At 70.3% G+C, this 26,495-nt stretch carries 21 protein-coding genes and 1 pseudogene; 14 read left to right on the top strand and 8 right to left on the bottom strand.

Going from position 1 to position 26,495, the window contains the following annotated elements:
- Positions 1-23 precede the first annotated feature (23 nt).
- The 6 genes and pseudogenes from OG741_RS03195 to OG741_RS03170 all read left to right on the top strand — a co-directional run bounded on the left by OG741_RS03195 (position 24) and on the right by OG741_RS03170 (position 5,916).
- Positions 24-779 (top strand): CoA transferase subunit A, encoded by a 756-nt coding sequence (locus tag OG741_RS03195; RefSeq protein ID WP_405594898.1) that lies wholly within the window; start codon positions 24-26, stop codon positions 777-779.
- Positions 779-1,423 (top strand): CoA transferase subunit B, encoded by a 645-nt coding sequence (locus OG741_RS03190; RefSeq protein WP_405594896.1) that lies wholly within the window; start codon positions 779-781, stop codon positions 1,421-1,423. The genes OG741_RS03195 and OG741_RS03190 overlap by 1 nt, the downstream gene beginning before the upstream one ends.
- A 45-nt stretch (positions 1,424-1,468) precedes the next feature.
- Positions 1,469-2,659, top strand: a complete 1,191-nt coding sequence (locus OG741_RS03185; protein ID WP_405594894.1) for a thiolase family protein — start codon at positions 1,469-1,471, stop codon at positions 2,657-2,659.
- A gap of 101 nt (positions 2,660-2,760) precedes the next feature.
- Complete coding sequence (locus tag OG741_RS03180) at positions 2,761-3,942, top strand: 4-hydroxybenzoate 3-monooxygenase (RefSeq protein WP_405594892.1); 1,182 nt, start codon at positions 2,761-2,763, stop codon at positions 3,940-3,942.
- 81 nt (positions 3,943-4,023) lie between these two features.
- A pseudogene (locus OG741_RS03175) lies at positions 4,024-5,377 on the top strand (short-chain fatty acyl-CoA regulator family protein).
- A gap of 317 nt (positions 5,378-5,694) precedes the next feature.
- Positions 5,695-5,916, top strand: coding sequence for a DUF5999 family protein (locus OG741_RS03170; protein WP_405594890.1), 222 nt, complete (start codon positions 5,695-5,697; stop codon positions 5,914-5,916).
- Between the two features lie 32 nt (positions 5,917-5,948).
- Here the strand turns inward: OG741_RS03170 and OG741_RS03165 are convergent, their stop codons facing one another.
- The 3 genes from OG741_RS03165 to OG741_RS03155 form a co-directional block, all read right to left on the bottom strand.
- The gene (locus tag OG741_RS03165; RefSeq protein ID WP_405594888.1) at positions 5,949-6,095 is read right to left on the bottom strand and encodes a hypothetical protein; all 147 of its coding nucleotides are present in this window, start codon (positions 6,093-6,095) and stop codon (positions 5,949-5,951) included.
- A 78-nt stretch (positions 6,096-6,173) separates the two neighbouring features.
- Positions 6,174-8,609, bottom strand: coding sequence for a SpoIIE family protein phosphatase (locus OG741_RS03160; protein ID WP_405594886.1), 2,436 nt, complete (start codon positions 8,607-8,609; stop codon positions 6,174-6,176).
- 2 nt (positions 8,610-8,611) lie between these two features.
- A complete protein-coding gene (locus tag OG741_RS03155) occupies positions 8,612-10,741 on the bottom strand; it encodes a SpoIIE family protein phosphatase (protein ID WP_405594884.1) in 2,130 nt (709 codons plus the stop codon).
- Positions 10,742-11,007: 266 nt separating this feature from the next.
- Between OG741_RS03155 and OG741_RS03150 the strand changes: the two genes are divergently transcribed.
- A complete protein-coding gene (locus OG741_RS03150; RefSeq protein WP_405594882.1) occupies positions 11,008-12,444 on the top strand; it encodes an amidase in 1,437 nt (478 codons plus the stop codon).
- Between the two features lie 266 nt (positions 12,445-12,710).
- Here OG741_RS03150 and OG741_RS03145 read toward each other — a convergent pair whose 3' ends face one another.
- Positions 12,711-12,986, bottom strand: a complete 276-nt coding sequence (locus tag OG741_RS03145; protein WP_405594880.1) for an isoamylase early set domain-containing protein — start codon at positions 12,984-12,986, stop codon at positions 12,711-12,713.
- A 680-nt stretch (positions 12,987-13,666) separates the two neighbouring features.
- Between OG741_RS03145 and fusA the strand changes: the two genes are divergently transcribed.
- The 3 genes from fusA (at position 13,667) to OG741_RS03130 (ending at position 20,263) form a co-directional block, all read left to right on the top strand.
- Positions 13,667-15,766 (top strand): elongation factor G, encoded by a 2,100-nt coding sequence (gene fusA, locus OG741_RS03140; RefSeq protein ID WP_405594878.1) that lies wholly within the window; start codon positions 13,667-13,669, stop codon positions 15,764-15,766.
- A gap of 172 nt (positions 15,767-15,938) precedes the next feature.
- Complete coding sequence (locus tag OG741_RS03135; protein ID WP_405605359.1) at positions 15,939-17,870, top strand: NAD-binding protein; 1,932 nt, start codon at positions 15,939-15,941, stop codon at positions 17,868-17,870.
- A 314-nt stretch (positions 17,871-18,184) separates the two neighbouring features.
- Positions 18,185-20,263 (top strand): SpoIIE family protein phosphatase, encoded by a 2,079-nt coding sequence (locus OG741_RS03130; protein WP_405594876.1) that lies wholly within the window; start codon positions 18,185-18,187, stop codon positions 20,261-20,263.
- Between the two features lie 12 nt (positions 20,264-20,275).
- On the opposite strand, the gene OG741_RS03125 is transcribed toward OG741_RS03130, so the two are convergent.
- A complete protein-coding gene (locus tag OG741_RS03125; RefSeq protein ID WP_266485619.1) occupies positions 20,276-20,896 on the bottom strand; it encodes an L-threonylcarbamoyladenylate synthase in 621 nt (206 codons plus the stop codon).
- A gap of 9 nt (positions 20,897-20,905) precedes the next feature.
- On the bottom strand, positions 20,906-21,481 hold the full coding sequence (locus tag OG741_RS03120; protein WP_405594873.1) for an NAD-dependent epimerase/dehydratase family protein: 576 nt from the start codon (positions 21,479-21,481) through the stop codon (positions 20,906-20,908).
- 6 nt (positions 21,482-21,487) lie between these two features.
- Between OG741_RS03120 and OG741_RS03115 the strand changes: the two genes are divergently transcribed.
- Positions 21,488-22,012 carry a GNAT family N-acetyltransferase gene (locus tag OG741_RS03115; protein WP_405594871.1) on the top strand — a complete coding sequence of 175 codons (525 nt, stop codon included), beginning with the start codon at positions 21,488-21,490 and terminating at the stop codon, positions 22,010-22,012.
- Positions 22,013-22,048: 36 nt separating this feature from the next.
- Here the strand turns inward: OG741_RS03115 and OG741_RS03110 are convergent, their stop codons facing one another.
- The gene (locus OG741_RS03110; protein WP_405594869.1) at positions 22,049-22,699 is read right to left on the bottom strand and encodes a class I SAM-dependent methyltransferase; all 651 of its coding nucleotides are present in this window, start codon (positions 22,697-22,699) and stop codon (positions 22,049-22,051) included.
- 124 nt (positions 22,700-22,823) lie between these two features.
- Between OG741_RS03110 and OG741_RS03105 the strand changes: the two genes are divergently transcribed.
- The gene (locus OG741_RS03105; RefSeq protein ID WP_405594867.1) at positions 22,824-23,399 is read left to right on the top strand and encodes a helix-turn-helix domain-containing protein; all 576 of its coding nucleotides are present in this window, start codon (positions 22,824-22,826) and stop codon (positions 23,397-23,399) included.
- Positions 23,400-23,605: 206 nt separating this feature from the next.
- On the opposite strand, the gene OG741_RS03100 is transcribed toward OG741_RS03105, so the two are convergent.
- Positions 23,606-24,685 carry an NAD(P)/FAD-dependent oxidoreductase gene (locus OG741_RS03100; protein WP_405594865.1) on the bottom strand — a complete coding sequence of 360 codons (1,080 nt, stop codon included), beginning with the start codon at positions 24,683-24,685 and terminating at the stop codon, positions 23,606-23,608.
- A 212-nt stretch (positions 24,686-24,897) separates the two neighbouring features.
- On the opposite strand from OG741_RS03100, the gene bla reads away from it, so the two are divergent.
- Together bla and OG741_RS03090 are read left to right on the top strand one after the other, a co-directional pair.
- Entirely contained in the window at positions 24,898-25,818 is a 921-nt protein-coding gene (gene bla, locus OG741_RS03095; RefSeq protein WP_405594863.1) for a class A beta-lactamase, read from the top strand.
- Positions 25,819-25,879: 61 nt separating this feature from the next.
- On the top strand, positions 25,880-26,440 hold the full coding sequence (locus OG741_RS03090) for an HAD domain-containing protein (RefSeq protein ID WP_405594860.1): 561 nt from the start codon (positions 25,880-25,882) through the stop codon (positions 26,438-26,440).
- Positions 26,441-26,495: the final 55 nt, after the last annotated feature.

Below are 26,495 nucleotides of genomic sequence, written 5' to 3'. Positions count from 1 at the left end.
CGGCCGGCGACAAGGAACCCTCCATGGACAAGGCCAAGCAGAGCGCCGCCGAGGCGATCGCCGACATCGGCGACGGCGCCTCGCTGGCCGTCGGCGGCTTCGGGCTGAGCGGTGTGCCCAACACGCTGATCGCGGCGCTCCTGGCTCGTGGTGTCCGCGGGCTGCAGGTGGTCTCCAACAACTGCGGGGTGGACGGCGCCGGGCTGGGCACCCTGCTCGCCGCGGGCCGTATCGCCCGCGTCACCGGCTCGTACATCGGCGAGAACAAGGAATTCGGCCGCCAGTACCTCGGCGGCGAGCTGGAGGTCGAGCTCGTCCCCCAGGGCACTCTCGCCGAGCGTCTGCGGGCCGGTGGCTGCGGCATCCCCGCCTTCTTCACCCCCGCCGGAGTCGGCACCCAGGTCGCCGACGGCGGTCTGCCCCGCCGGTACGCAGCGGACGGCCGGGTGGCCGTGCCCAGCCCCGCCAAGGAAATCCGCACCTTCGACGGACTCGAGCACGTCCTCGAGTACGGCATCACCACCGACTTCGCGCTCGTACGGGCCGCAAAGGGCGACCGCCACGGCAATCTCGTCTTCAGCAAGACATCCCGTAACTTCAACCCCCTCGCCGCGATGGCAGGCCGAGTGACCGTCGCCGAGGTCGAGGAACTCGTCGAACCCGGCGAGATCGACCCCGATGCCGTCCATCTGCCCGGGGTGTTCGTCCAGCGCGTGGTGGCGCTCACCCCCGGGCAGGCCGCCGACAAGCCGATCGAGAAGAGGACGGTACGAGGCTGATGGCCTGGACACGAGACGAGATGGCTGCCCGCGCGGCCGCCGAGCTGACCGACGGCTCGTACGTCAACCTCGGCATCGGGCTGCCCACGCTCGTCCCGGGCTTCCTTCCCGAGGGCATGGATGTGGTGCTCCACTCGGAGAACGGGATCCTCGGCGTCGGGCCCTACCCGACTCACGACGAGATCGACCCCGACCTCATCAACGCGGGCAAGGAGACCGTCACCGTCCGGCCCGGAGCCGCGTTCTTCGACTCCGCACTCTCCTTCGGCATGATCCGCGGCAGCCATATCGACGCCGCAATCCTTGGCGCCATACAGGTCTCCGCCACCGGCGACCTCGCCAACTGGTCGATCCCCGGCAAGATGATCAAGGGTATGGGAGGCGCCATGGACCTGGTCCACGGAGCCCGCCGCGTCATCGTCCTGACCGACCACACGGCCAAGGACGGCTCACCGAAGATCGTCCAGGAGTGCACCCTGCCGCTCACCGGCAAGGCCTGCGTGCACCGCATCATCACCGACCTCGCCGTCCTCGATGTCACCGAGGACGGGCTGCACCTCGTCGAGACCGCTCCCGGGGTCACTCCCGACGAGGTGCGGGACAAGACCGCCGCGCCCGTCCGCATTCCCCTCCCCACCAGCTGACTCCCCCTGACCGTCCCTCTCCCTCCGCCCGCACCAGGAGCTGACATGACCGACCGCCTTCGTGATGTCTATGTCGTCGACGCCGTCCGCACGCCGATCGGCAAGTACGGCGGCGCCCTGTCCGGCGTACGCCCCGACGACCTCGCAGCCCATGTGCTCGGCGCGCTCGTCTCCCGTACGCCCGACCTCGACCCGGCGCGTATCGACGACGTCTTCTTCGGCAACGCCAACGGCGCGGGGGAGGAGAACCGCGACGTGGCCCGTATGGCAGTGCTGCTGGCCGGGCTTCCCGTCACCGTGCCCGGCGCCACGGTCAACCGGCTCTGCGGCTCCGGCATGGAAGCGGTCATCCAGGCGGCCCGGGCCATCGCCGTCGGGGACGCGTCCATCGCGGTCGCGGGCGGCGTCGAGTCGATGAGCCGCGCACCCTGGGTGGTACCCAAGCCCGAACGCGCCTTCCCCGCGGGCCACCAGGAGATGTTCTCGACCACGCTCGGCTGGCGCATGGTCAACCCGCGTATGCCCAAGGAGTGGACGGTCGCCCTCGGCGAAGGCGCCGAACTGGTCGCCGACCGCTACGGCATCGACCGCGAGGCACAGGACGCCTTCGCCCTCGAAAGCCACCGGAAGGCCGCGCGTGCCTGGGAGGCGGGACTGTACGACGCGGAGATCGCCCTGGTCGACGGCGTCGATCTGGCCCGCGACGAATGCATCCGCGACACCACGTCGACCGAGGCCCTCGCCAAGCTCAAGCCCGTCTTCCGCCAGGGCGGCACCGTCACTGCGGGCAACTCCTCACCGCTCAACGACGGCGCCGCAGCCCTGCTGCTCACCGACGAGGACGGCCTGCGCGCCACCGGGCGCGAGCCGCTGGCCAGGATCGGCGCCACGGCCGTGACCGGAATCGAGCCGCAGTACTTCGGAGCCGGACCCGTCGAAGCGGTCCACCGCGCACTCAAGAAGGCCGGCCGCGGCCTCGGGGACCTGCACACCCTCGAACTCAACGAGGCGTTCGCGGCCCAGGCGCTTGCCTGCATCGGACAGTGGCCAGGACTTGACCCGGCCGTGGTCAACCCGCGCGGTGGCGCCATCTCCATCGGCCATCCGCTCGGCGCGTCGGGCGCCCGCATCACCGGAGCCGTCGCCCACCAGCTCGCCGCGGCAGGCTCCGGCACCGGAATCGCCGCACTGTGCATCGGCGTCGGCCAGGGCCTGGCACTCGTACTGGAGAAGTGACCGGGTTACTGTCACCCGGTCAGCTGACCCGGCAGCAGGTCAGCGCCAGTGCCCGGAGATGGGGGCACAATGTGAACCACCCCCCGGAAAGAAGGCTGCTGATGCACACCACCGTCGGCATCATCGGCGCAGGTCCCGGCGGACTGCTGCTGGCCCGGCTGCTGCGCAACGCCGGCATCGACAGCGTGACCCTCGAATCACGCGACCGCGTCCACGTCGAGAACCGCCAGCGGGCAGGCATCCTCGAACAGGGCACCGTGGACGCCCTGCGCTCCGCCGGAGTCGCCGAGCGCATGGACCGCGAGGGCATGGTCCACGACGGCATCGAGCTGCGCTTCGACCGCGGCGCGCACCGGCTCGACTTCCTCGCCCTCACGGGTGGCAGGAGCGTGACGGTGTACGCGCAGACCGAGGTGGTCAAGGACCTGATAGCCCGCCAGCTCACCGACGGCGGACCGCTGTTGTTCGACGCCCAAGTGCGCTCGGTGGAGGACGCCGACAGCGACCGGCCGCTCATCCGCTACCTCCACGAGGGGCGGGAGCAGACACTCACTTGTGACTACGTCGTGGGCTGCGACGGCTTCCACGGGGTGACGCGCAACGCCGTCCCCGAGTCGGTCCGCACGACGTACGAGCGGATCCATCCCTACTCCTGGCTCGGGATTCTCGCCCAGGCGCCCCCGGTCTACGACGAGTTGATCTATGCCCATTCCGAGCGGGGCTTCGCCCTGGCCAGCATGCGGTCGCCCGCCGTCAGCCGCCTCTACCTCCAGGTGCCGAACGACACCGATCCCGCCGACTGGCCGGACGAGCGCGTCTGGGACGAGCTGGACGCCCGCTTCGCCATCGACACCGACCCGGGCTGGAAGCTGGAGAGGGGCTCGGTCACTTCCAAGTCCGTTCTCCCGATGCGCAGTTCGGTGACGGAGCCGATGCGGTTCGGCAGCGTCTTCCTGGCCGGGGACGCGGCCCACATCGTCCCGCCGACGGGCGCGAAGGGCCTCAACCTCGCGGCATCCGACGTCATCGTCCTGGCTCGCGCACTGATCCACGAGCAGAACACGGGCTCGACGGAACTGCTCGACGCCTACTCCGACACGTGCCTGCGCCGGGTCTGGCGAGCGGAGCACTTCTCGTACTCGATGACGACGATGCTCCACACGGATCCGGCCCAGTCCGCGTTCGACACCCGGCTGCAGCTGTCCCAGCTGCACCGCCTGGCGAACTCGCGGCACGCGGCGGCGGAACTGGCGGAGAACTACACGGGGTTGCCGATCGTGTAGGTGCAGGCAACCGGCCTCAGCGCCGGTCGTACGTGTGGAACCCCGGCCGGTCTTGCGGTCCAGGAGTCGGATGAACGGCGCATGAGCCAGGCCGAGCTGGCCCGGGTCCTCGCGATCTCGCCCAGTTATCTGAACCAGATGGAGCACGACTCCCGGCCGCTGACCGTGCCCGTACTGCTGCGGCTGACCGAGGCGTTCGGCGTGGACGCCGGATTCTTCTCCGAACGCGATACCAGCCGCCTCATGGCCGACCTGCGCGAAGCGATGGCCGACGAGGTGGCCGCCGCCCGGGTGTCGGCCTCCGACCTGTCGGATCTCGCGTCCCGACTGCCCGGTGTCGGGGAGGCGTTGCTACGTCTGAGCCGCCGCAATCAGGAGCTGGGTGAGCGGCTCGCCGAGGCGGCCGACGGCCGTGCCGTCTCCGCAGAATCGCCCATGCCGCGCACTCCGCACGAGGAGATCCGTGAGTTCTTCTATCGGCGCCAGAACTACCTCCACGACGCCGATACCGCCGCCGAGGAGCTGGCCGCCACTGTCGGCGTCAGGCCTGGCGAGGTCCGTCAGGCGCTGGCTGCCCGTCTCTCCCATCAGCACCGCGTGCGCGTCACCTCCGACGGCGACAGGCCGCACCAGTTCAATCCGCGGGACCGCACGGTGCACCTCTCGCCCCGACTGCGCCCGGGCCAGCAGGCGTTCCGTATGGCCACACAGCTGGCGCTGCTGGAGTACGGCGACGGAATCTCCGGGCATGCGTCCGAGGATTTCGACGAGGGCACCCCAACCTGGAAGCTGGCGCGGATCGGCGTCGCCAACTACTTCGCCGCTGCGCTGATCCTGCCGTACCGCGGCTTCCATGCCGCGGCCGAGGAATTGCGCTACGACATCGAGCGCCTCACCGACCGCTTCGGCCTCGGCTACGAGACGGTCTGCCACCGCCTGAGCACACTCCAGCGACCGCGGCTGCGCGGGGTGCCGTTCTCCTTCGTACGCGTGGACCGCGCGGGCAACATGTCCAAGCGGCAGTCCGCGACCGGTTTCCACTTCTCCCGGGCGGGCGGCACCTGCCCCCTGTGGAATGTGTACGAGGTGTTCGCCGCCCCCGGCCGTATCCATGTCCAGATCGCCGCGATGCCCGAACGGCCGGCGGTATCTGTGGACAGCCCGCGCGGTCACCCGCAGCCGCGACGGCTGGGGCGAGCCCGGCAAGACCTTCGCGATCGGCTTGGGCTGCGAGGTCCGGCACGCCTCGCGGCTCGTCTACTCGGACGGCCTCGACCTCGACAACGCCTCGGCTGCGACACCGATCGGCACGGGCTGCCGCGTCTGCGAACGTCTCGACTGCCCACAGCGCGCCGTGCCCCCGCTGGGGCAGCGGCTCGCCATAGACGAGAACAGCACGACCTTCGTTCCCTACCCGATCGCGCCCTCACGCTGAACCGATCAAGGGCAGGCCGGAAGAGCGATGGCCACCGGCTGGGGCGAGGGTTCGAGCTCGCCGGACTGGGACCGCCGGGTGGACCAGCCCGCGGCGGAAGGGGAGTAATCGGCAATCGGGCATCACGACGGCCGACCCGCCCCCGGTCCGTGCCGCACAACGACCGCCGCGGGCCGGTGAGTTCTCGTTTCCGGCCCGGTCATATCCGGTGACACAAGCGGTACGAACAGAGCGCATCATCACTTGTGAGACTGCGAAGCCGGAATCCAGCAGCAAGGATCAGCGAGTACCGGACGATCAAGAATCGGAGACGTGAGATGTGTTCACATCGGCCCGCGTGCCCCACCGCCGACCACCCCGACCGTGACGCCGCCCGCGTCGTCGCCGCGCATCCCGAGCAGGGCTGGAGCCTTCTGTGCAACGGCACGGTCGTCTTCGACGACACCGGCGAGCTGTTGCCGGGCGGTGAGATCATTCCGCCGCATCGGCCTGTCGTCACGACAATGCCCTCCCGCGGGCGGCTGGCCGTCGCGGCCTGAGGCCCCTGTGAGTCGGGCGGCGCGGTCCGTGGTCAGGTGCTCAGGTCCTGGCAGAAGGGGCAGAGCTGGTAGCGGCCATCGTTCACCACGCTTCCCCAGCCGCGGCACTCGTCGCAGTCGCGGGCCAGGGCGATGTTCGCGCGGGGGGCAGGAGCGTGGGGGTGGGCTCCGGTGTTCATCAGGTCATGTTCCTCGGGTAGAGGGCTATGCATAGCAAAAGTATGCCATTTAGTGCATAGGCATGCAAATGCGAACTCTCACACCCGCTGCTCGGTCCAGATCGTCTTGCCGTCGCGCGTGTACCGCGTCCCCCACCTCTCCGTGAGCTGGGCCACCAGGAAGAGTCCGCGGCCGCCCTCGTCGGTGGATCGGGCCCGGCGGAGGTGCGGTGAGGTGCTGCCGGTGTCGGACACCTCACAGATGAGGTGGCCGTCACGGATGAGCCGCAGGGTGATCGGCCCGCCGCCGTACCGGTAGGCGTTGGTGACCAGCTCGCTGACGATCAGCTCCGTGGTGAAGGCCATCTCGTCCAGTCCCCACTGGGCCAGTTGGGACGCCACCAGCGCCCGGGCCCGAGCAGCTGCGGTCGGCTCGACGCGCAGCTCCCACGTGGCCACTTGCTCCGCCGCCAGGACGCGGGTACGGGCGATGAGCAGGGCCACGTCGTCGGCGACGTCATCGGTGGGCCGGTCGCGCAGCAGCGCGACCTCGATCGCCCTGCACGTGTCCTCCAACGAACGGGCGGGTGCCGCCAGCGCCCCCGACAGATCGGCCAGACTCTCGTCGACGTCTCGCTTCCGGCCCCGGATGAGGCCATCCGTGTAGAGGGCCAGGAGGCTGCCCTCGGCCAGTTTCAGTTCGGCGGCCTCGAACGGTAGCCCGCCCAGGCCCAGCGGCGGACCTGCGGGGATGTCGAGGAGGTGGACCTGCCCGCCCGGTGACACCACCGCGGGCGGCGGGTGGCCGGCCCGGGCCAGGGCGCAGTGCCGCGAGACCGGGTCGTAGACCGCGTACAGACAAGTCGCGCCGACGACTTGAGGGGAACGTTCGTCGGTCGGCTCCTGCTCGGCGGCCAGTCGGTCCACCAGATCGTCGAGGTTGGAGAGGACCTCGTCCGGGGTGAGGTCGAGATTCGCCAGGGTGTGTACGGCCGTACGCAGCCGGCCCATAGTGGCCGCCGCGTGGATGCCATGGCCGACGACGTCGCCGACGACAAGGGCGACGCGCAGCCCCGAGAGCGGGATGACGTCGAACCAGTCGCCGCCGACACCGGTCGTGGCGTCGGCAGGCAGGTAACGGTGGGCGACTTCGACCGCCGGGTGCCCGGGAACCTCGTGGGGGAGCAGGCTGTGCTGCAGGGTCAGCGCCGCCTCGTGCTCCTGGGTGTAGCGGCGCGCGTTGTCGATGCAGACGGCGGCGCGGGAGGCGAACTCTTCGGCGAGAGTGAGGTCGTCCTCCTCGAACGACTCCAGCCGCCGAGACCGCCACATACTGATCAGGCCGAGCACGAGCCCCCGCGCGACCAGCGGCACCACCATCAGCGAGTGGATGCCCAGTGCGAGAGCGCGCTCAGCCCGGTCCGGGTCCATGGTGAGCCACGTGTTGGCGCCCTCCAGATGCGCGTCGAGGATGGGACGCCTTTCGGCCAGGCACCTCGCCTGCATGGTTTCCGGCGGGATGTGAATCGTGTGTCCCAGCGGATACATCACCTCCGCCGTGTCCGGCAGAATGCTGCGGACCGCCGTCCGGCGCAGCGGGCCGAGCACTCCCCCCTGAGTGGGCTCTTCCCCGCGGGTCACCGTCTCCAGCAGGTCCACGGAGACACAGTCGGCGAGGCCCGGGACCGCCACCCCGGCCAGTTCGTCCGCCGTCTTCGCCACATCCAGCGTGGTTCCGATGAGGGCACTGGCTTCGTTGAGCAGGGCGAGCCGTCGCCGGGCCTGGTAGCGGTCGGTCACGTCCTCGACCGTCTGCGTCACGCCGAGGATCCGCCCGGAGGAGTCGTGCATCCGGAATGCCGATACCGACACGACCAGTTCACGGCCGGGATCCCGCCGCAGACGGGCGGGCTGCTCGGTGAAGATCGACGACTGGCCCGTCTGCAGGACCTCCCGCAACTGCCTCTCCACCGTGTCGGTGTCCTGCTGGATCAGGAAGTCGCTGGTACGCAGCCCGCGGTGCTGCTCGACCGATATCTCGCTGAACCTCGCGATCGCCCGGTTCACACGCAGGATCGTCAAGTCCGGGGCATGGACGGACAGACCGATGGGGGAGCGGCGGAACAGTCCGTCCAGGACCGACCGGTCCGTCTCCCACTGGATCACTTCCTCCGCGGGCGCGGCAACGAGAAACCACTCGCGTGGGGAGTCGTCGCCCCTGGCGACGACCCTGGCGCGACAGCCGAATTCCATGCGACGGCCGTCGCGGTGCCGGACGGGCACGATCCCGTACCACCCCAGGTCCCGTACGCATTCCGCCACCGCGTCCATCACGAACTCGTGGTCACGGGGGTCGAGCAGGAAGCCGACCGCGGGCCGCCCGAGCGCTTCCTCGGGCCGATAACCGAGGAGCGCCTCGGCCCGCCTGCTCCAGCCCACGATCCTGCCGCGGTCGTCCAGCACGCCACACGCCGCGCGCCGCACCGCGAACGGGTCATCCGGGCCCTCGTTGAACGTCGTCACCGGTGTGTCCATCACTACCACCCTGGCACTACCCGGGCTGGACCGCCCATGCGATGGGGCTCGGGGTGATCCCTCACCGGCACCGGTCGAGGCAGCGTTCTCGCGAGGAGCACCGCCACATCGTCCTGCGCCGCGGAGGGCAGCAGTTGGCCGAGTACACGGTCGCAGATCTCCTCCAGAGGGTGGTCGAGGTGCCGCAGCGCCTGGGCGAGTTGCTGCATGCCCTGGTCGAGGTCTCTGTCGCGGGCTTCGATGAGGCCGTCGGTATAGAGCACCAGCAGACTGCCCGGGGGCAGGGGCACCTCCTCGGTCCGGAAGTCCTGTCCGCCCGTTCCCAGGGGCGTACCCGAGGGGCCGTCGAGGAACGCGATCGTCCCCCGGGCATCGACCAGGGCCGGAGGCGGATGGCCCGCCCTGGCGATCAGGCAGCCGCCGGCGGCCGGGTCGTGGACCGCGTAGACGCACGTAGCCATTTCGTTCTCGCCGAGATCGGCCACGGCGGCGTCCAGGGAACGCAGCATCTGAGCCGGCGGGATGTCGAGGCGTGCCAGCGTTCGCACCGCTGTGCGCAGCTGGCCCATGACAGCCGCCGCATGGATTCCGTGCCCCATGACGTCCCCGATGACAAGACCGGTCCTGCCCTCGGGCAGGGTGATGACGTCGAACCAGTCGCCGCCGACCTCGTGGTCGCTGGCGGGGAGGTAGCGCCCGGTGAGTTCCAGGCCGCTCACGTCCGGCAGCGCATAGTTCGTCAGGCTGCGCTGCAGAGTGAGGGCCGCCTCCCGCTGGCTGGTGTACATGCGGGCGTTGTCGATGTTCAGCGCGGCCCGGGCGACCAGTTCGTCCATGAGTACGCAGTCCTGCTCGTCGAACGGCTCACGGCTGCGGGTACGCGTCACCACGACCGCGCCGAGCACCTTGCCGCGAGCCACCACGGGGATCAGCCGCGCGCACCCTATGCGGGCACTGAGGTAGGCCCGCAGTCGCTCGGCCTGCGGATCGGGGATCAGCTCGGGGATGTCGGCCTGGTAGAGGTTCATGGGGCGCCCGTCCGCGATGACCTGCTCGTACACCGAGCCGAGGGGGACCTGGAAGGTCATGCCCGGCGACAGTTTCGCGGTGGGGGCGGACGGATCGGGGAAGGCGGCCGCCATACGACGCACCACACCCTGGGTGGATGCGGCGGCGTCATCGGGCTCGAGCACCGCCTCCAGCAGCTGTACGTCGGCCGAATCGGCCAGCTGGGGCACCAGCACCTGCACCACTTCCTCGGCGGTCTGGCGCAGGTCCAGGGTGGTCCCGATGCGCTCGCCGGCCTCGGCCAGCAGGGCGAAGCGCTGCCTCGCCCGCTCGGCCTCGGCCTGCGCCTGCTGCCCGTCGGTGATGTCGATCAGGGAACCGATCAGTCCCAGGGGCCGCCCGTCGTTGCCGAGCAGCGGAGCATAGGAGCAGGACCAGGTCCGGTCGTGATCGGGATCGCCCGCGGTTCGACCGGTGCGGCGCACGTCGACCACCGCCGTGCGGCGGTCCAGCACCTGCCGCATCACCCTCTCCAGCGCGGCGGCGTTGACTCCGGGTGTGACCTCGGCCGGCCGCCTGCCGAGGTGCTGGGCCGCGGAGACGCCATTCATCCGCGCCAGAGCGTCGTTGACCCGTAGAAAACGCAGATCGGGACCGAACATGGCCAGACCGATGGGGGACTGGGTGAACAGGCCTTCCATGGCCGCCAGCGAATCCCGCATTCTCAGCACCGCGGAGGTCTCCACCGCGATGGCCAGAATGCCCGTGCCGCCCCGCGGGTCCGCACTCGGGCAGATCCACATCTCCATCGGCACGAGGTATCCGTCGCGGTGCACCAGAGGGAGGGCTCCGACAACCGCCTCACCCGCCATGACCTTCTGCGTCAGCTGATCGGCGAGCTCTCGGTTGGGCTCGGGGACCAGCATCGGGATCCCGTACCGGCCCAGCAGCTGCTCCGGCGCGTAGCCCAGCAGCTCCCGGGCGGCGAGCGACCACTCCACGACGCGGCCCTGCGCATCCGCCCGCCACAGTGCGATGGGGAGCAGGTCACGGAGCACACCGGCGTATCCGACCGCCGACAGGGGGTGGTCCGGTACATCACTCGTCGACTGGTGTGTGTCCACGCGATGACCTCGCACCGGGGTGTGGGGGCCTCTGCCTGCCGACCACTCCCTGGCGATCTTCCGGTGGGGGTGCAGCTTTCGGGTGCCGCTATGCACATATCAGCCTATCCGAGGCGGTGGACGGTCGATCGGTGCCGGTGCCGGTGCCGGTGCCTGTGCTGGTGCCCGGTGCAGTCGCCATCGGCCAAGAGGCTTGGGACTCGTTGTGGCCGGGGCCCGCGCGGCATAGCGTTGATTGCGTCCCGACAACCGTGGCGGAGGCCTGTGTGAGCGATCCCCTGAGCGCGACCGTTGTCCATGCCTTTGGTGACGATGTGCTGGGAGAGCACGATGCCGTGAGCCTGGCCCGGCTGATCCGCGACGGAGAAGCCGATCCGGTCGAGGTGGCGCGGGCCGCCGTGGAGCGGGTGCGGAAGGCCGGCGGGGATCTGCACGCCGTACAGGTACCTGCCTACGAGCAGGCGGTCGCCTCCGCCACGGGCGGGCCGGGGACCTTCGCGGGGGTGCCGACCTTCATCAAGGACAACATCGACTACCGCGGTCTGCCCACGGGCTTCGGCAGCTCCGCGTACGTGGCGCGGCCCGCGCGGCGGCACGCGCCGTTCGCCCGGCAGTTCCTGAGCACCGGCGTGACGGTGCTCGGCAAGACCCGGCTGCCGGAGTTCGGTTTCAACGCCACCACCGAGTACGAGAACGCGCCACCGGTGTGCAACCCCTGGCACACGGGGCACTCCTCGGGCGGCTCATCGGGCGGCAGCGCCGCGCTCGTGGCCGCCGGCGCCGTGCCGATCGCGCACGCCAACGACGGCGGCGGCTCGATCCGCATCCCCGCCGCCTGCTGCGGGCTCGTCGGCCTCAAGGCCACCCGCGGCAGGCTGGTCGCCAACGAAGAGGGCCGCACCCTGCCCATCAACCTGGTCAGCGACGGGATACTGAGCCGGTCCGTACGGGACACCGCCGCGTTCTTCGCTGCCGCGGAGCAGTACTGGCGCAACCCGAAGCTGCCACCACTCGGCCTGGTCGAGGGGCCGTCCCAACGCCGTCTGCGTATCGGGCTGTTGCTCGATTCCCCGAGCGGCGTCACCACGGACGCGGCCACCCGCGCTGCCGTGACGGACACCGCGACCGCGCTGGAGAAGCTGGGCCACACGGTCGAGCCGGTACGGATCGTGCTGGACGAACACTTCGCCGAGGACTTCATCACCTACTGGGGCCTGCTGTCCTTCCTCGTGGGCGCCACGGGCAAGCGGCTGGACCGCCACTTCGACCGGCACCGTATGGACGGTCTCAGCCGTGGCCTGCGCGACCACTACCGGCGCCGGCTGGGCAGCACTCCGGCGGTGCTGCGCCGGCTGGGCCGTTCCCGCGAGGCGTACGCGGCGGCCTTCCGCGACCACGACCTCGTCCTGTCGCCGGTCCTTGCACACACCACGCCGCGCCTTGGCCATCTCAGCCCCGGTGTGCCGTACGAGACGCTCATCGAGCGGCTCACCTCCTACGTCGCCTTCACCCCGCTGAACAATGTGGTCGGCAGCCCCGCGATCTCCCTGCCCGCGCGCATGGCGACCGAGGACGGTCTGCCGATCGGGGTGATGTTCTCCGCCAGGAACGGCGACGAACGCACGCTGCTGGAAATCGCGTTCGCGCTGGAGGCCGACCAGCCCTGGCGCCGTATCCAGGACATCCGGGCGGCCACGCCTTGAGGAACGGGCCGGCGAGCAGGGCGGGCGGGGCGTGGGGCGTGCGGGGACGTCGGCGAGAGCGGTGATCCGGGCGGCGAGCCGGCGCAGGTCGGCCGCGTTGCCGCGGGCCAAGCGCTCGGCGTCCCGGTGGCCGGTGACGCCGAGGAGCGGGAGAGGTCGCCCAGCCGGCGCCTGCCTCGCGGGGCGATTCCCGGCCACCTACGGACGGTGGCCGGACTTCGCCGCCCCCGCGATTTCGCGGCGGCGGGCACAAGGGGTGGCGGGGATCAGGTGTGCAGAATGCTGTTGTGGCCGTCGTGGGCGTCGGCGTGTTCGTCGTTGAACCAGTAGTCGCCGGCTGCCAGATAGCGGAATCCGTAGCTGTGCTCAGGGGGCAGATTGAGCGTGACGGCGCGGGTGCCGTCCTCTCTCGCCACCAGAGGATGGGCGCCGGGCTGCCAGTCGTTGAAGTCGCCGACGACACTGACGTGGCCGCAAGGCTGGTCCGCGGGGATGACGAACGTGATCTCTGTGTCGTTCTTGCGGCGGGAACGCTCCAGCATGGAGAAACCTTCCTCTTCGGAGAACAGTGGGGGCCAGCATTGCCCTGTTCGTGCTCTCCCGTCTCGCCCGGCTGCGCCAACGGCGCCGCCGGTCGCCCGTATGGCCCCCGGGATACGGTGTCTCCCTCGCCGTGGAGTGCCTTGGGCGCCGTTCGCGCGAGTGTCGCGACCGGCTGGGCGGGCGCGCGGCGGCGAAGCCTGAGCCGGTCTCCTTGAGGCTCGGACGCCGCCGTCGCTCCTGTTCGTACGAGCATCCCGTGGGTGAAGGCCGCCGCTGCGTGCGGAAAGTCGGCGCAGCGGCCGCATCGCAAAAAACCCCGTGCTCCCGCCACACCAAGTTCCCTACACTCACGAGGAATCGCGCGCTACAAGATCGCAGCGCGCGCCTTGACGAGTGAGGGGAGCCGGGCCGTGCGTGACCGCACCGCTGTCGTTGTTCCCCCGTCACGGTACGAGGTGATCCTGGTGTCTTCGTCTGTCCGGCGTCGGCTGCGCGGCCCACGCCGGATCTCCGCGACGAACACCTGACCCCCTGTCTGTTCGGCCTGAACCAACGCCCTCGGAAACTTCACGGGACGTTGCTCCGCCTTGAGGGGTTTGTGCCTGGCCTGAGTGCAGGTCGTGGTCCGTCCGGGAAATCGCGCTGACTTGCTGTCGGTCATTCCTGAAAGGCCAGAGTTGTGCGCACCGAAAACCGTCACTTCGACAATCCGCTCACCGGCGTCCGCAATCTGGGCATCCTCGCCCACGTCGACGCCGGCAAAACGACCGTCACCGAACGGATCCTCTATGTGACCGGCGCAACGTACAAGCGTGGCGAGGTCCATGACGGTACGACCGTCACCGACTTCGACTCGCAGGAGCGAGATCGCGGGATCACGATCTTCGCTGCTGCGGTGAGCTGTGACTGGGACGGTCACCGGATCAATGTGATCGACACTCCCGGCCACGTCGACTTCGCCGACGAGGTGGAGCGCTCGCTGCGCGTGCTCGACGGCGCCATCGCGGTGTTCGACGCCGTCGCCGGGGTCGAGCCCCAGAGCGAGTCGGTCTGGCGGCAGGCCGACCGCCACGGGGTGCCGCGTATCGCCTTCGTCAACAAGCTGGACCGTACCGGTGCCGACCTGGACCTGGCGGTCGAGTCGATCCGGGCAAGGCTGCATACGGTTCCGCTGGTGGTCCAGCTGCCGATCGGTCAGGAGGACGGGTTCACCGGCGTGGTGGACCTGCTCCGTATGCGGTCGCTGGTCTGGTCCGACGGGTGCGACACCTTCGAGGACGGTCCCGTACCGGAGGACTTGCAGGACGAGGCACGCCGGCGCCGTCGGCTGCTCGAAGAGGCGGTGGCGGAACTCCACCCGATCGCCCTGGAGGAATTCTGTGCACAGTCAACGGTCTCCGCGCAGACGCTGGCGGCAGCGCTGCGGGATCTGACACTCGCCGGTGACGCCGTGGTCGTGCTGTGCGGATCGGCCTACCGCAACCGCGGGATCGAGCCGCTGCTGGACGCTGCCGTGGCCTACTTGCCCTCGCCGCTGGACGTACCGGCGGTGCGCGGCACCGTCGACGGCTCGGAGCAGGAGCGGGCCGCCGACCCGTCCGCGCCGTTCGCCGCGCTCGTGTTCAAGGTGAACGCGACCGCCACGGGACGGCTGACCTACCTGCGGGTGTATTCGGGAACGATCAGCAGAGGAGAGGCGGTGTTGGACGTGCAGGCGCGACGCACCGAGCGGGTCGGCCGGATCCTGCGCGTGCAGGCGGACCGGCACGCGGAGGTGGAACGGGCAGTGGCCGGAGACATCGTCGCGGTGGTCGGAGTGAAGGCGGCACGCACCGGTGCCACGCTGTGCGCACCGGCGGCGCCGCTGATCCTCGAACCGCCGACGGTGGCTGATCCGGTGGTCTCCGTGGCGGTTGAGGCCCGCAGGAGCATCGACACCGACCGTTTGGTGTCGGCGCTGGCACGACTGGTCGAGGAAGATCCGTCGCTGCGGGTCCGCACCGACCGCGAGACCGGTCAGACGGTGCTGTCGGGCATGGGCGAGCTGCATCTGGAGGTCGCGGCGGAGAAGATGCGCCGTGCGCACGGGCTGGATGTCAGCGTCGGCCGGCCGCAGGTGGCGTACCGGGAGACGGTTTCCCGTGGGGTGTCCGGGCTGGTGTACCGCCACGTCAAGCAGGATGGTGGCGCCGGGCAGTTCGCCCATGTCGTCCTCGACGCACAGCCGTTGGACGTCGCGGAGTTCGACGGCGGCAGCAGCAGTGCGGTCGACTTCGAGTTCGCCTCGACAGTCGTCGGCGGACGCGTGCCGGCGGAGTACGTACGGGCGGTGGAGGCCGGATGCCGGGACGCTCTGGCTGAAGGGCCGCTCGGCGGCAACCCGGTCACCGGGCTGCGGGTCACCCTGACGGACGGGGCCACCCATCCCAAGGATTCCTCGGAGATGGCGTTCCGTACGGCAGGTCGGCTCGCGCTGCGGGAAGCACTGCGCGCCTGCGCGATGGTGCTGCTGGAACCGGTGGCCGAGGTCACGGCCACGGTGCCCGAAGACGCCGTCGGCGGAGTCCTCGGCGACCTGGCGGCACGGCGCGGCCGGATCTCGGGCTCGACCGCCCGGGCAGGCACGGCAGTGATCACCGCGACCGTGCCGCTGGCCGAACTGTTCGGCTATGCCTCCCGGTTGCGCAGCCGAACCCAGGGCCGGGGCACCTTCACCAGCCGGGCCACCGGCTACGCCCCGGTACCGGGCAGCGTGTTGAGCGCGATGCCGTCGCGGTAGTACGCACTGGTGGCCCCGCCCTCGTACGGGCGGGGCCACCACCGGAGCCGCGTCGTAACGACGGGCCGACCCCGATACCCCGGGTTCAACCCCGCGGGCCCGGCAGGGGAGTCTTGGGGCTGTGTCCTCACTTCTTCCTCAGCAGCCTCAACACGGCGTCCCCGAAGGGCAGATGATTGTCTGCGGTGACGACGCGCTGGCCGCCCGTCTCGCCTCCGAACTGCACGACGTCTACGGGGAGCGGGTGACGCTGGTCGTCCCGCCCGCCCGCTCCTCGACAGGTGGGCAGCCCGCTGTGGCGCCGAACCGCATCCGGACGTCTGCGCTCTTCGGGCGGGTGTCCGCCGCGATGAACCGGCCGGGTGGTGCCGACGAGGTCGGTTCCAGTGGCCAATTCCTCCTTCCGGTACGGGAGGTGGAGGCTGCCGAGCCCTCGGAGGAGGCACTGCGTCAGGCCGGTGTGGAGCGGGCCGCGGCCCTGGCCCTCGTGTACGACGACGACGAGATGAACATCCGGGCCGCGCTGGCCGCCCGGCGGCTCAACCCCCGGCTGCGGCTGGTGATCCGGCTCTACAACCGCAAGCTGGGCCAGCACCTGGAGGGCCTGCTCGACCAGGCTGCCGTCGTCGCCATGCCCGGTCTGGACGTCACCGCGCTGGACGCCTCCACCACCGTGCTGTCCGACGCGGACACGGCAGCGCCCGCCCTGGCCGCCACAGCGGTGGCCGGTACGAGCAAGGTCGTGCAGGCCGGCGGGCTGCTGCTGCGGGCCGTTGAGCGCACCCCGCCGGGGCCCGGCGAGGTACCCGATCCCGGCTTGTGCACGCTCGCCCTGCTGTCGTCCACCACCAACGACCCTGCGGGCGCCGAGGGTTCGGACAGCAGCGGCCCTCAAGGTCCGAGTCTGCTGCCCGACGACGCCACGGTCGCGGCGGCCACCGGACGGGGGACTGTTGTGCTGGAGACGATCTCGTACGCCGGGCTGCCGGTGCCGTCCCGTCGGCTGGCCGGCCGGGGCGCCCCACTGAGGGAGATCTTCTCGCGTCGGCTGCGCCGTGCGCTCGCCGGTGCCGCCGCGGCCGTGGTCGCCCTCGCCGTCGCGTCCTGGCTCACGACCGGCGATCATCCGTTGCACGCCGCGTACCTCACGCTCCTCGACCTGTTCGCGATCGGGGACCCGGCCGTCGGTGAACCCACCGCCCGCCAGGTGCTCCAGCTCCTTTCGGGACTGGTGGGGCTTGCGCTGCTGCCGGTCCTGGTCGCCGGATCACTGGAGGCTCTCGGCGCGTTCCGCGGAGCGGCGGGCCTGCTGCGTCCGCCGCGGGGACTGTCCGGGCACGTCGTGCTGCTCGGCCTGGGCAAGGTCGGCACGCGGGTGCTGGCCCGGCTGCGTGAACTCGGCATCCCGGTGGTGTGCGTGGAGGAGGATCCGGAGGCGCGGGGCATCCCGCTGGCGCGCCGGCTGCGCGTGCCCGTGGTGCTGGGCGATGTCACCCACGAGGGTGTGCTGGAAGCTGCCAAGATCCATCGGGCCCATGCCCTGCTGGCGCTGACCAGTGCCGACACCACGAACCTCGAAGCGGCGCTGTACGCCCGTACCGTCAAGCCGGATCTGCGGGTCGCGCTGCGGCTGTACGAGGACGACTTCGCCACCGCCGTCTACCGCACCCTGCGGGCCGCGCACCCCGACGCGCTCACCCGCAGCCGCAGTGTGTCCACGCTCGCGGCCCCCGCGTTCGCCGGGGCGATGATGGGCCGTCAGATACTCGGCGCCATCCCTGTGGAGCGCAAGGTTCTGCTGTTTGCCGTGCTCGATGTCGCCGGGCATCCGCGGTTCGAGGGCCGCACCGTCGCCGAGGCGTTTCGGCCCGGCGCGTGGCGGGTGATCGCTCTGGACACGGCGGAGCCCTCGGGGCGCCGGCCGGACCTCGCCGCATCCCGTCCGTACGGAGCCGACCGGACCGGCGCCGGGTTGCTGTGGGACCTCCACCCTGGCTACGTCCTGCGGCCCCAGGACCGTGTCGTTCTCGCCGCCACCCGCCGAGGGCTGGCGGAACTCCTGGGACGGCGCACCGGGTCCCGCCCCGGCCCTCACCCGGCCTGAGCGCTCAGAGAACCTGGGCGGGCCGGTCCAGGAGCCGGGCGCCGACGACCGCGTCGGCTGCACATCCGGGCCCACCCGCCGCAGCCAAGAAGCGCGGGCCTGAGGCTCGGGACTCCTTCGGTGGCAGAACGGCTCTACCTGCGGGTCATCGGCATCGTGACCGGCACCGCGGCCTGACCGGCCCGGTCGGGAAGGCGCCACCCGTACACAGTCGCCCTGAACCCTGCACAATGTAGGACAAAGGCGCCTGAGCCTCGTCCGGCCTTCCCTGTGCGGTCGAGGGGGTGCGTGCCGCGGGTGGAAGGCGATGGTCGGTGGCGTCCGTTCGGTCGGAGGGCGAGAAGGCTCCTGGTCCGCTCTGGTCCGAGCCCGGGACGCTGCTGGAGCACGTGTCGATCGCCGTCTTCGCCATCGATGAGGAAGACAGGGTCTGCTACTGGGGGCCCGGCGCGCAGGACCTCTTCGGGCACGACGCCGCGGCTGTACTGTCCCAGCCTGCCGGTGTTCTCTTCGCGGATCCACCGCGAGGCGCCCCCGACGCTTCGGTACGGCTGGCGGAACGGGGCCGCAGGCTGGGGTACTGGCGCGGCCGGCTGGCGGCACGGCACCGGGACGGCGCAGATTTCGACTGCGGATTCAGGGTGTTTCCCGTGACCGGCGCCGGGGGCCGTTCGGTGGTCATGGCCCTGGCGAGCCGCAGTGACGAGCTCGATCGGGTGAAGACGAACCTGGCCTTCCTCGATGCCCTCTTCGAGACCTGCCCCATCGGCCTGGTCATGCTCGACGAGGAGTTGCGCTACGTCCACCTCAATCAGGCGCTCGCCGACATGGACGGCCTCCCCATCGAGGAGCACCTCGGGCGGCGCATGGAAGAGATCATGATCACGTCCGACGGCGGCGAGTACCAGCGGATGCTGCGTGCCGTCGCCGCGCGGGGACAGCACGTCGTGGGCGCTTTGGTCGGCGTACGGACGCCGGGGCACCCGGATCGCGATCAGGTGCGGTCGGTGAGCCTCTTCCCGCTCAGCGGCGCGGTCGGCTCCCACTCGGGAGTGGGCGGACTGCTGGTGGACGTGACCGACCGGGAGCAGGCCATCATGGAGGCAACCGCCGGCCGTCAGCGGCTGGCCCTGCTGGACCGTGCCGCGGCCTCCATCGGCACCACCCTGGACGTGGATGTCACCGCCCGGGAGCTGGTCGCGGCCGCCGTGCCCGACTTCTCGGACGCCTCCGTCGTCGAAGTCGTGGAGTGGATGGACGAACCCGAGGTGTTCAACCCGCAGCTTCCGCTGGTCACCCGCCGGATCGCCTCCGGTACCGTCCTGCCCCCTCCCGCCACGGAACTCGTGAGCGGGCTGGAGACCGTCACCTACCCGCCCGGCTCGGCCATCCACCGGATGCTGCAGACGGGCCGCCCCGTCTTCGTCCTGGTGAACGACGAGTTCATGACACGGACCGTCATTCACCAGGCCCGCGCCCAGCTGCTGAGAGACAGCGGTCTGGTCGGCATGATCATCGCCCCGCTCATCGCCCGGGGCACGGTCCAGGGCCTCACCATTTTCGGACGCTCCGCCGCCCGGCCCGTCTTCACCGACGACGACCTCAGCCTGGCCGGTGAGCTCGCCTCCCGCGCCGCACTCTGCCTCGACAACGCGCGCCTCTTCAGCCGAGTACAGGACATCGCCCTCACCCTCCAGCGCGCGCTGCTTCCCAGTGCGCCGGCGACCAGCCCTTACGTGGAGGTCGCCCACCGCTATCTGCCCGGCAGCCACATCACCGAGGTCGGCGGCGACTGGTACGACGTGATCAACCTGTCCGGCGACCGGGTCGCCCTGGTCGTCGGCGACGTGATGGGACACGGAGTACCGGCAGCCGCGGCCATGGGCAGGCTGCGCCTCACCGCCAAGGCGCTGGCCAGGCACAATCAGCAACCGGACGACCTGCTCGCCGAACTCGACGCCTGCGCCCAGGAGGCGGGGATCGAGCTGGCGACCTGCCTCTACATCGTGTACGACCCCACGACCGGCCGCGCCCGCATCGCCAGCGCCGGGCATCCCCCGCCTCTCGTGCGCCATCCGGACGGCACGGTCGAGACCATCAGCGAGGTCCTGGGAATTCCGCTTGGGGTGGGCGGTCAGCGCTTCAGAACGATCGAGATCACTCTGCCTGAGGGTTCCGTTCTCGCCCTCTACACCGACGGCCTCATCGAAACACGCGGCAAGGACATCGAAGTGGGCCTGGCGGCCGTACGCGCCGAACTCCGAGGAGCTTCGGGCCAGTTGGAAGAGACGGCGGACCGTATGCTCGCGAGCCTGCTGCCCGACCCGCCGGACGACGACACGGTGCTCGTCCTCGCCCGCGTCCGCCGTACTCCGCGTAACCAGCGAGGGTGACCAACGGCGCGGCTACTCGAAGCGCGCGGTGTCGCCTGCCCCTCGGCGTACGATCTCGAGTTCGCCGCCGGAGAAGTCGATGACGGTCGTCGGCTCGGTGCCGCAGTCGCCCGAGTCGACGACCGCGTCCACCACGTGGTCGAGTCGCTCCTTGATCTCCCAGCCCTGTGTCATCGGCTCGTCCTCGTCGGGCATCAGCAGGGTGCTGGAGAGCAGCGGTTCTCCGAGCTCGGCGAGGAGAGCCTGGGCCACGGCGTGGTCAGGAATCCGCACTCCGACCGTCTTCTTCTTCGGGTGCAGCAACTGGCGCGGCACCTCTTTCGTCGCGGGCAGGATGAAGGTGTAACTGCCGGGTGTCGCCGCCTTGATCGCGCGGAACACGTCGTTGTCGATGTGCACGAACTGACCCAGCTGCGCGAAGTTCTGGCACACGAGGGTGAAGTGGTGACGATCGTCGAGGTTCCGGATCGACCGGATCCGGCTGATGCCGTCACGACTGCCCAGCTGGCATCCCAGCGCATAGCAGGAGTCCGTCGGGTACGCGACGAGCGCCCCGGACCGGATGCTGTCAGCCACACTGCTGATCGTGCGCCGCTGAGGGTTGTCGGGGTGCACGTCGAAGTACTTCGCCATTCGCCGAGTCTAGAGGCCCGTCCGGCAAATGATTTCCGACTGGACTTCGGACTGGTCAGTCGGTGGGCCGCGCGGCCTTCCATCCAGAGAGATCTCGCCGGCGTGGCCGGCGGCGCGGACTGCGGCGTACTGGACGTCCAGGGCGCGCAGCCGCTGTTCGTCGGCGATGACGAAGGTCTCGCCGTCGACTGTGGCGGGGTTGCCGAGGATGCGTACGTACGCCTGGGCGAGGTCGTCGACGTGGACCCAGCTCCAGCGCTTCTCGGTGTCTCCGTAGAAGACCGGGTGGCCGGCCTCGGCGGCGGCGAACCACTGGCCGGTCATCGAGGTCGTGGCGGGCCCGCCGTACAGGAAGCCGGGCCGGACGACGGTGTGGGCGAGGCCGGAACGCCACGGCGTCGACGCCCGCGGCATCGACACCGGCCTCACGACACCGGCCGAGCCCGCGTCGCAGCGGCCCAGCCCGCCCACCTCGCCAGCGCCCGGCGCCGCGTCCTCGACCACATTCCCGGCGACCTGGTCCCCACCGTGGCGGGCGTCCTGCAAGCCCTCACCGAAGCGACGCCGCGTGAGCGTGCGTAACATCGCGGCATGCCTCAACTCCAACGCCTCCGCTTCGACCACGCCCCGGAGCTGCTCCGGTTCGAGCAGGAGAATCGGGCCTACTTCGCCGCGTCGGTTCCCGACCGTGGCGACCACTACTTCGCCCACTTCGATGCGCGGCACCGTGAGCTGATGGCCGAGCAGGCCGCCGGGCTGCACTTCTTCCACGTACTGGTGGGCAGCAGCGGTGAGGTCCTGGGGCGGGTCAACCTGGTTGATGTGGAGGACGGTTCGGCCGAGCTCGGATACCGGATCGCGGAGAACGCCGCTGGGCGGGGACTGGCTACTGCCGCCGTTCGTGAGGTCTGCGCCCTGGCTGCCGCAGAGTACGGACTGACCACGCTGCGAGCTGTCACGACCCTCGACAACCCCGGCTCGCGAGCCGTGCTGGCCCGTACGGGATTCGCTCCTGCCGGCGAGATCGAGCTGGACGGTCGCCAAGGCCTCCGCTTTGTACGGGACATGCGGGACGCTCGCGTCGGCGCCGACCCGGCGCCGGGCGTGAGCAGATGACGAGCGCGCCGAGCGCGAGGAATTACCCGCCGTCCGTCAGGTGGTTCGCCGGATGGCGATGACATTGTCGGTCACGGTGGCGGTCTGCCCGTCCGGGCCGGTGGCCAGGCGTTGCGGGCGGTCGAGGCGTTCGGCGTGCCAGTGGGCGGGGTTCAGTTCAAGGCTTTTGTAGACGTGTTCGGGGGTGGGGAACTGGGTGTGCGGGTCGGGGTTCCATGCCCAGGGGCGGACCGAGCCGTGGTCGACGATGAGCAGGAGACCGCCGGCGGTCAGGGCCTGGGCTGCCGTACGCAGGACGCGTGCCCGGGGGAAATCCAAGGGTGTGTGCAGATACTGGGCGGAGATGAGGTGGAAGCTGCCGGTGGGGAACGTGCGGGCCAGATCGTGCCGTTCGGTCGTGAGAAGGTCGCCGACTCCGGCCGCGCGGCCGTGATCGGCCGTGCGCTGCAGGGCAGTTGAGGAAACGTCGACGGCGGTGACCCGCCAGCCGCTGCGGGCGAGCCAGACCGCGTCACCGCCTTCTCCGCAGCCCAGGTCGAGCGCCTTGCCGGGTGCCAACGGCTGTGCGGCTGCGGCCAGTACGGGGTTTGGCGTGCCCTTCCACACGGGTTCGCGGCCGCTGTAGTGGCCTTCCCAGAAGCGTTCGGCTTCGCTGGTGTCGTTCGCTTCGTGCGTGCTGTCGGTCATGGTGATGCCTTTCTGTTCGCTGGGCGAGGTGTGCTGCGTGTGCGGCGGGAGGCTTTCGCGCTCGAGAGTGATCCGCCGACGGACCGGCTTGCAAAGCTTCATGCCGTTTCGGCAAGGTGGCGGCATGGACGAGCTGAACGACGTGCTGGCCACCGTGGGGCCGCGCCTGCGGGAACTCCGCCGTGAGCGCGGCATCACCCTGGCCGCTCTGGCGGAGACGACCGGCATCTCGGAGAGCACGCTGTCGAGGCTGGAGAGCGGCGGGCGGCGGCCGAACCTGGAACTGCTGCTGCCGCTGGCACGTGCGTACGGCGTCCCGCTGGACGAGCTGGTCGGCGCGCCGCACACCGGCGATCCGCGGGTGCATCTGCGTCCGGTGCGCCGTTACGGGATGACGTTCGTGCCGCTGACCCGCCGGGCCGGAGGGATGCAGGCGTACAAGCTGGTCATCCCGGCGGTGGGGCCTGCGGCCGACCCGGATCCCAGGACGCACGAGGGCTACGAATGGCTCTACGTCCTCAACGGCAGGCTGCGGCTGCTTCTCGGGGACCAGGACCTGGTCCTGAAACCCGGCGAGGTCGCGGAGTTCGACACGCACGTACCGCACTGGCTGGGGGCAGCGGGCACAGAAGCCGTGGAGCTGCTGGTCCTGTTCGGCCTGCAGGGCGAGCGGGCTCATCTGCGGGCCCGCTCGACCTGACGGAGGGTGCGCAGGCCGCGTCAGCCTACGAGGCGGAAGGATTCCCGGAGTTCGGCGCTGAACAGGCCCGGCTGCTCGGCGGCCGGGAGGTGCCCGCCCCGGTCGGGCTCGTTCCGGTACCGGATGTCGCGGTAGCCGCGCTCGGCCCATCGCCGTGACGGGGGGAGGATGTCGGCGCAGGTTGTCGCAGACAGCGCCGAGCCGGATCAGCCGTGGGAGCGGTGTCCGGGGCGGAGCAGGGCTTCGCTGCCGTCGCGGCTGTCGCGCACGTCTCGCTCGCAGTTGGCGGCCTCCGCGGCCGGGCTGAATGTCTGCCGGCCCTGAGCGCCGGCGCGGCTGGCGACCGCCGCCGCCGTATCGGCGGCCACGAGGTCGGCGTTGATCGCCGCCGCAGCCTGCACACCGGTGGCCGCGGCCACGGCGACACCGGCCATGAGGTCGGTGACATTGCCCGCCACCCATACCCCCTGGACGCCGGTGAAACCGCTCGCGTCCGATTCCACGTAGCTGCCCACGCCCAGCGGGTGTTCCACGCTTGCCAGGCCGAGACCCGACAGCACTTCACCGCGCGCCTCGAAGCGCGGCGCCACCGCCAGGGCCCGTACGGGCACACACGTCCCCGAAGCCAGCCGCACTCCCGTGAGACGGTCGTCGTCGACATCGAGCCCGACAACCTCACCGTCGACCACGTCGATACCGCGCGCGGCAAGCTGCTCCCACTGTTCCTCGGCCGGGTTGCCTGCGGTGTGCAGGAACACGGTCACATCCGCCGACCACTGCCGGAACAACAACGCCTGGTGCACTGCCCCCTGACCGGTCGCCAGCACGCCGATCGGCGTGTCGCGCACCTCCCAGCCATGGCAGTACGGGCAGTGCAGTACGTCACGGCCCCACCGCTCGCGCACACCTGGCACGTTGGGAAGCTCATCGACCAGCCCCGTGGTCACCAGCAGACGCCGCGCGCCGTAACTCCGGCCGCTCGCGGTGTCCACGACGAAGCCTTCGCCGGTACGACGGGCGCCGGTGACCAGATCCGGCACGATCTGCCCGCCGTATCCGGTGACCTCCTCCCGGCCGGCCCGCAACAGCTCGCCGGGCGCGACGCCGTCCCGGGAGAGGAATCCGTGAACCCCGGAGGCGGGAGCGTTGCGCGGCTCCCCGGAGTCGACCACCAGCACCGAACGCCTGGCCCGGGCCAGAGTCAGCGCCGCCGACAGCCCGGCTGCGCCGCCCCCGACCACCACAGCATCCAGATCGGCGATGTCTCGCTTGTTCATCTCAGTCATGCCGACACCCTGCGTCCGACGCCGTGGGCACGGCAATGTTCCTTGCCGTTTCAGCAAGGAGGAATCGGTATGAGGTGACGGGTCTCGGCCAGCGGGGGCGTAATGACGTCACATGGCGCCTCTGGGGGAACCGAAGGAACTGCCCGGCTTGTCTGGATCTACGAACCGTCTGGATCTAGGAACGCTGGTCGTCGTCAGAGGAGAGAGTGATCTTGGAGAGCTTCACAACGCGCCCGAGCCGCCGCGCGATTCTGACCCTGGGTGCCGCGACGGCGCTGGCGGTTGCTGTGTCCACGGACGCTCAGGCCTCGGCGGTGCCGCCCGGCGCGGAGGACGACCTTTCTCGGGCCCTGGCCAACCTTGAACGGGAGCACTCCGCCCGGCTCGGCGTCTTCGCGCGCAATACAGTCACAGGCAGGACCGTGCTGCACCACGCGGACGAGCTCTTTCCGATCTGCTCGGTCTTCAAGACGATCGCGGCCGCTGCCGTCCTCAGAGACCTCGACCGGCACGGCGAATTCCTCGCCAAGCGCATCCGGTACACCGAGAAGGACGTCGCCGAATCCGGCTATGCCCCCATCACGGGCACGCCCGAGCACCTGGCACACGGCATGACCGTCGGCGAACTGTGCGCGGCCGCCATCGAATACAGCGACAACACCGCGGCGAACCTCCTGCTCCACGAGCTCGGTGGCCCGACGGCCGTCACCAGCTTCTGCCGCTCGATCGGGGACCGGACGACCATGCTCGACCGGTGGGAGCCCAAGCTGAACTCGGCCGAACCGTGGCGCGTGACGGACACCACGAGCCCGGGCGCCATCGGGCGGACCTACGCCCGGCTCGTACTCGGCAACGCACTCGCACCCCAGGACCGGCAGCAGCTGACCGCATGGCTGCTCGCCAACACCACCAGCGGGTCTCGCTTCCGCGCAGGCCTCCCCAAGGACTGGACCCTCGCGGACAAGACGGGCACCGGCGACTACGGGACCACCAACGACGTCGGCGTCGCCTGGACGCCCGACGGAGCACCCATCGTGCTGGCCGTCCTCTCCACCAAACACGACGCCCGCTCACCGGCGGACGAACCGCTCGTCGCCAAGACCGCGGAATTGCTGGCGGCAGCACTCGCATGACGGGCGCGGCGGGCGCCCGGCGCCCCACGTCGGAGCACCGGGCACGGGATATCGTGCGGTCGTGACCGGTTCTGCCCAGCGCCCATTGCTCTTCCTCGATGTGGACGGACCACTCATTCCCTTCGGCGGGGCGCCGGAGCGGTATCCGGACGGGTATCCGACCTATCACTCGGGTTCCGAACCACTGGGCGCCGACTCCCATCCACTTGTGGCCAGGATCAATCCCGGGCACGGGCCCCGATTGACGGCGCTGCCGTGCGAACTGGTCTGGGCCACGACATGGATGGGCGACGCGAACGAGTGCATCGCCCCGCGGATCGGCCTGCCGCAGTTGCCGGTGGTGGTCTGGCCTGAGCCGTCCGAGGCTGATGAGCGGGACGAGAGGAAAGGGCTGCACTGGAAAACCCGCGCCCTTGTCGACTGGGCAGCTGGTCGCTCGTTCGTCTGGGTCGACGACGAGATCACCGGCACCGATCGGCTCTGGGTATCCGCACACCATCGAGGACGGGCTCTGCTTCATTGTGTCGACCCTCGCCAGGGCCTCACCGAAGCGGACTTCCTCGCTCTCGACGAGTGGCTGCGCAGGACTCACGGGACGCCGACGTCGCGTGGCGTGACGTAAGGCCGCCCGAGAGGCAGGCTGTCGGCGCACGCCGAACACTCTCCCCGGGGTGACA

The sequence above is a fragment of the Streptomyces sp. NBC_01410 genome (genome assembly GCF_045040195.1).
GTDB lineage: Bacteria > Actinomycetota > Actinomycetes > Streptomycetales > Streptomycetaceae > Streptomyces.
Note: the sequence above shows the minus strand (reverse complement) of the source record. Positions and strands in the feature narration are given on the sequence as shown.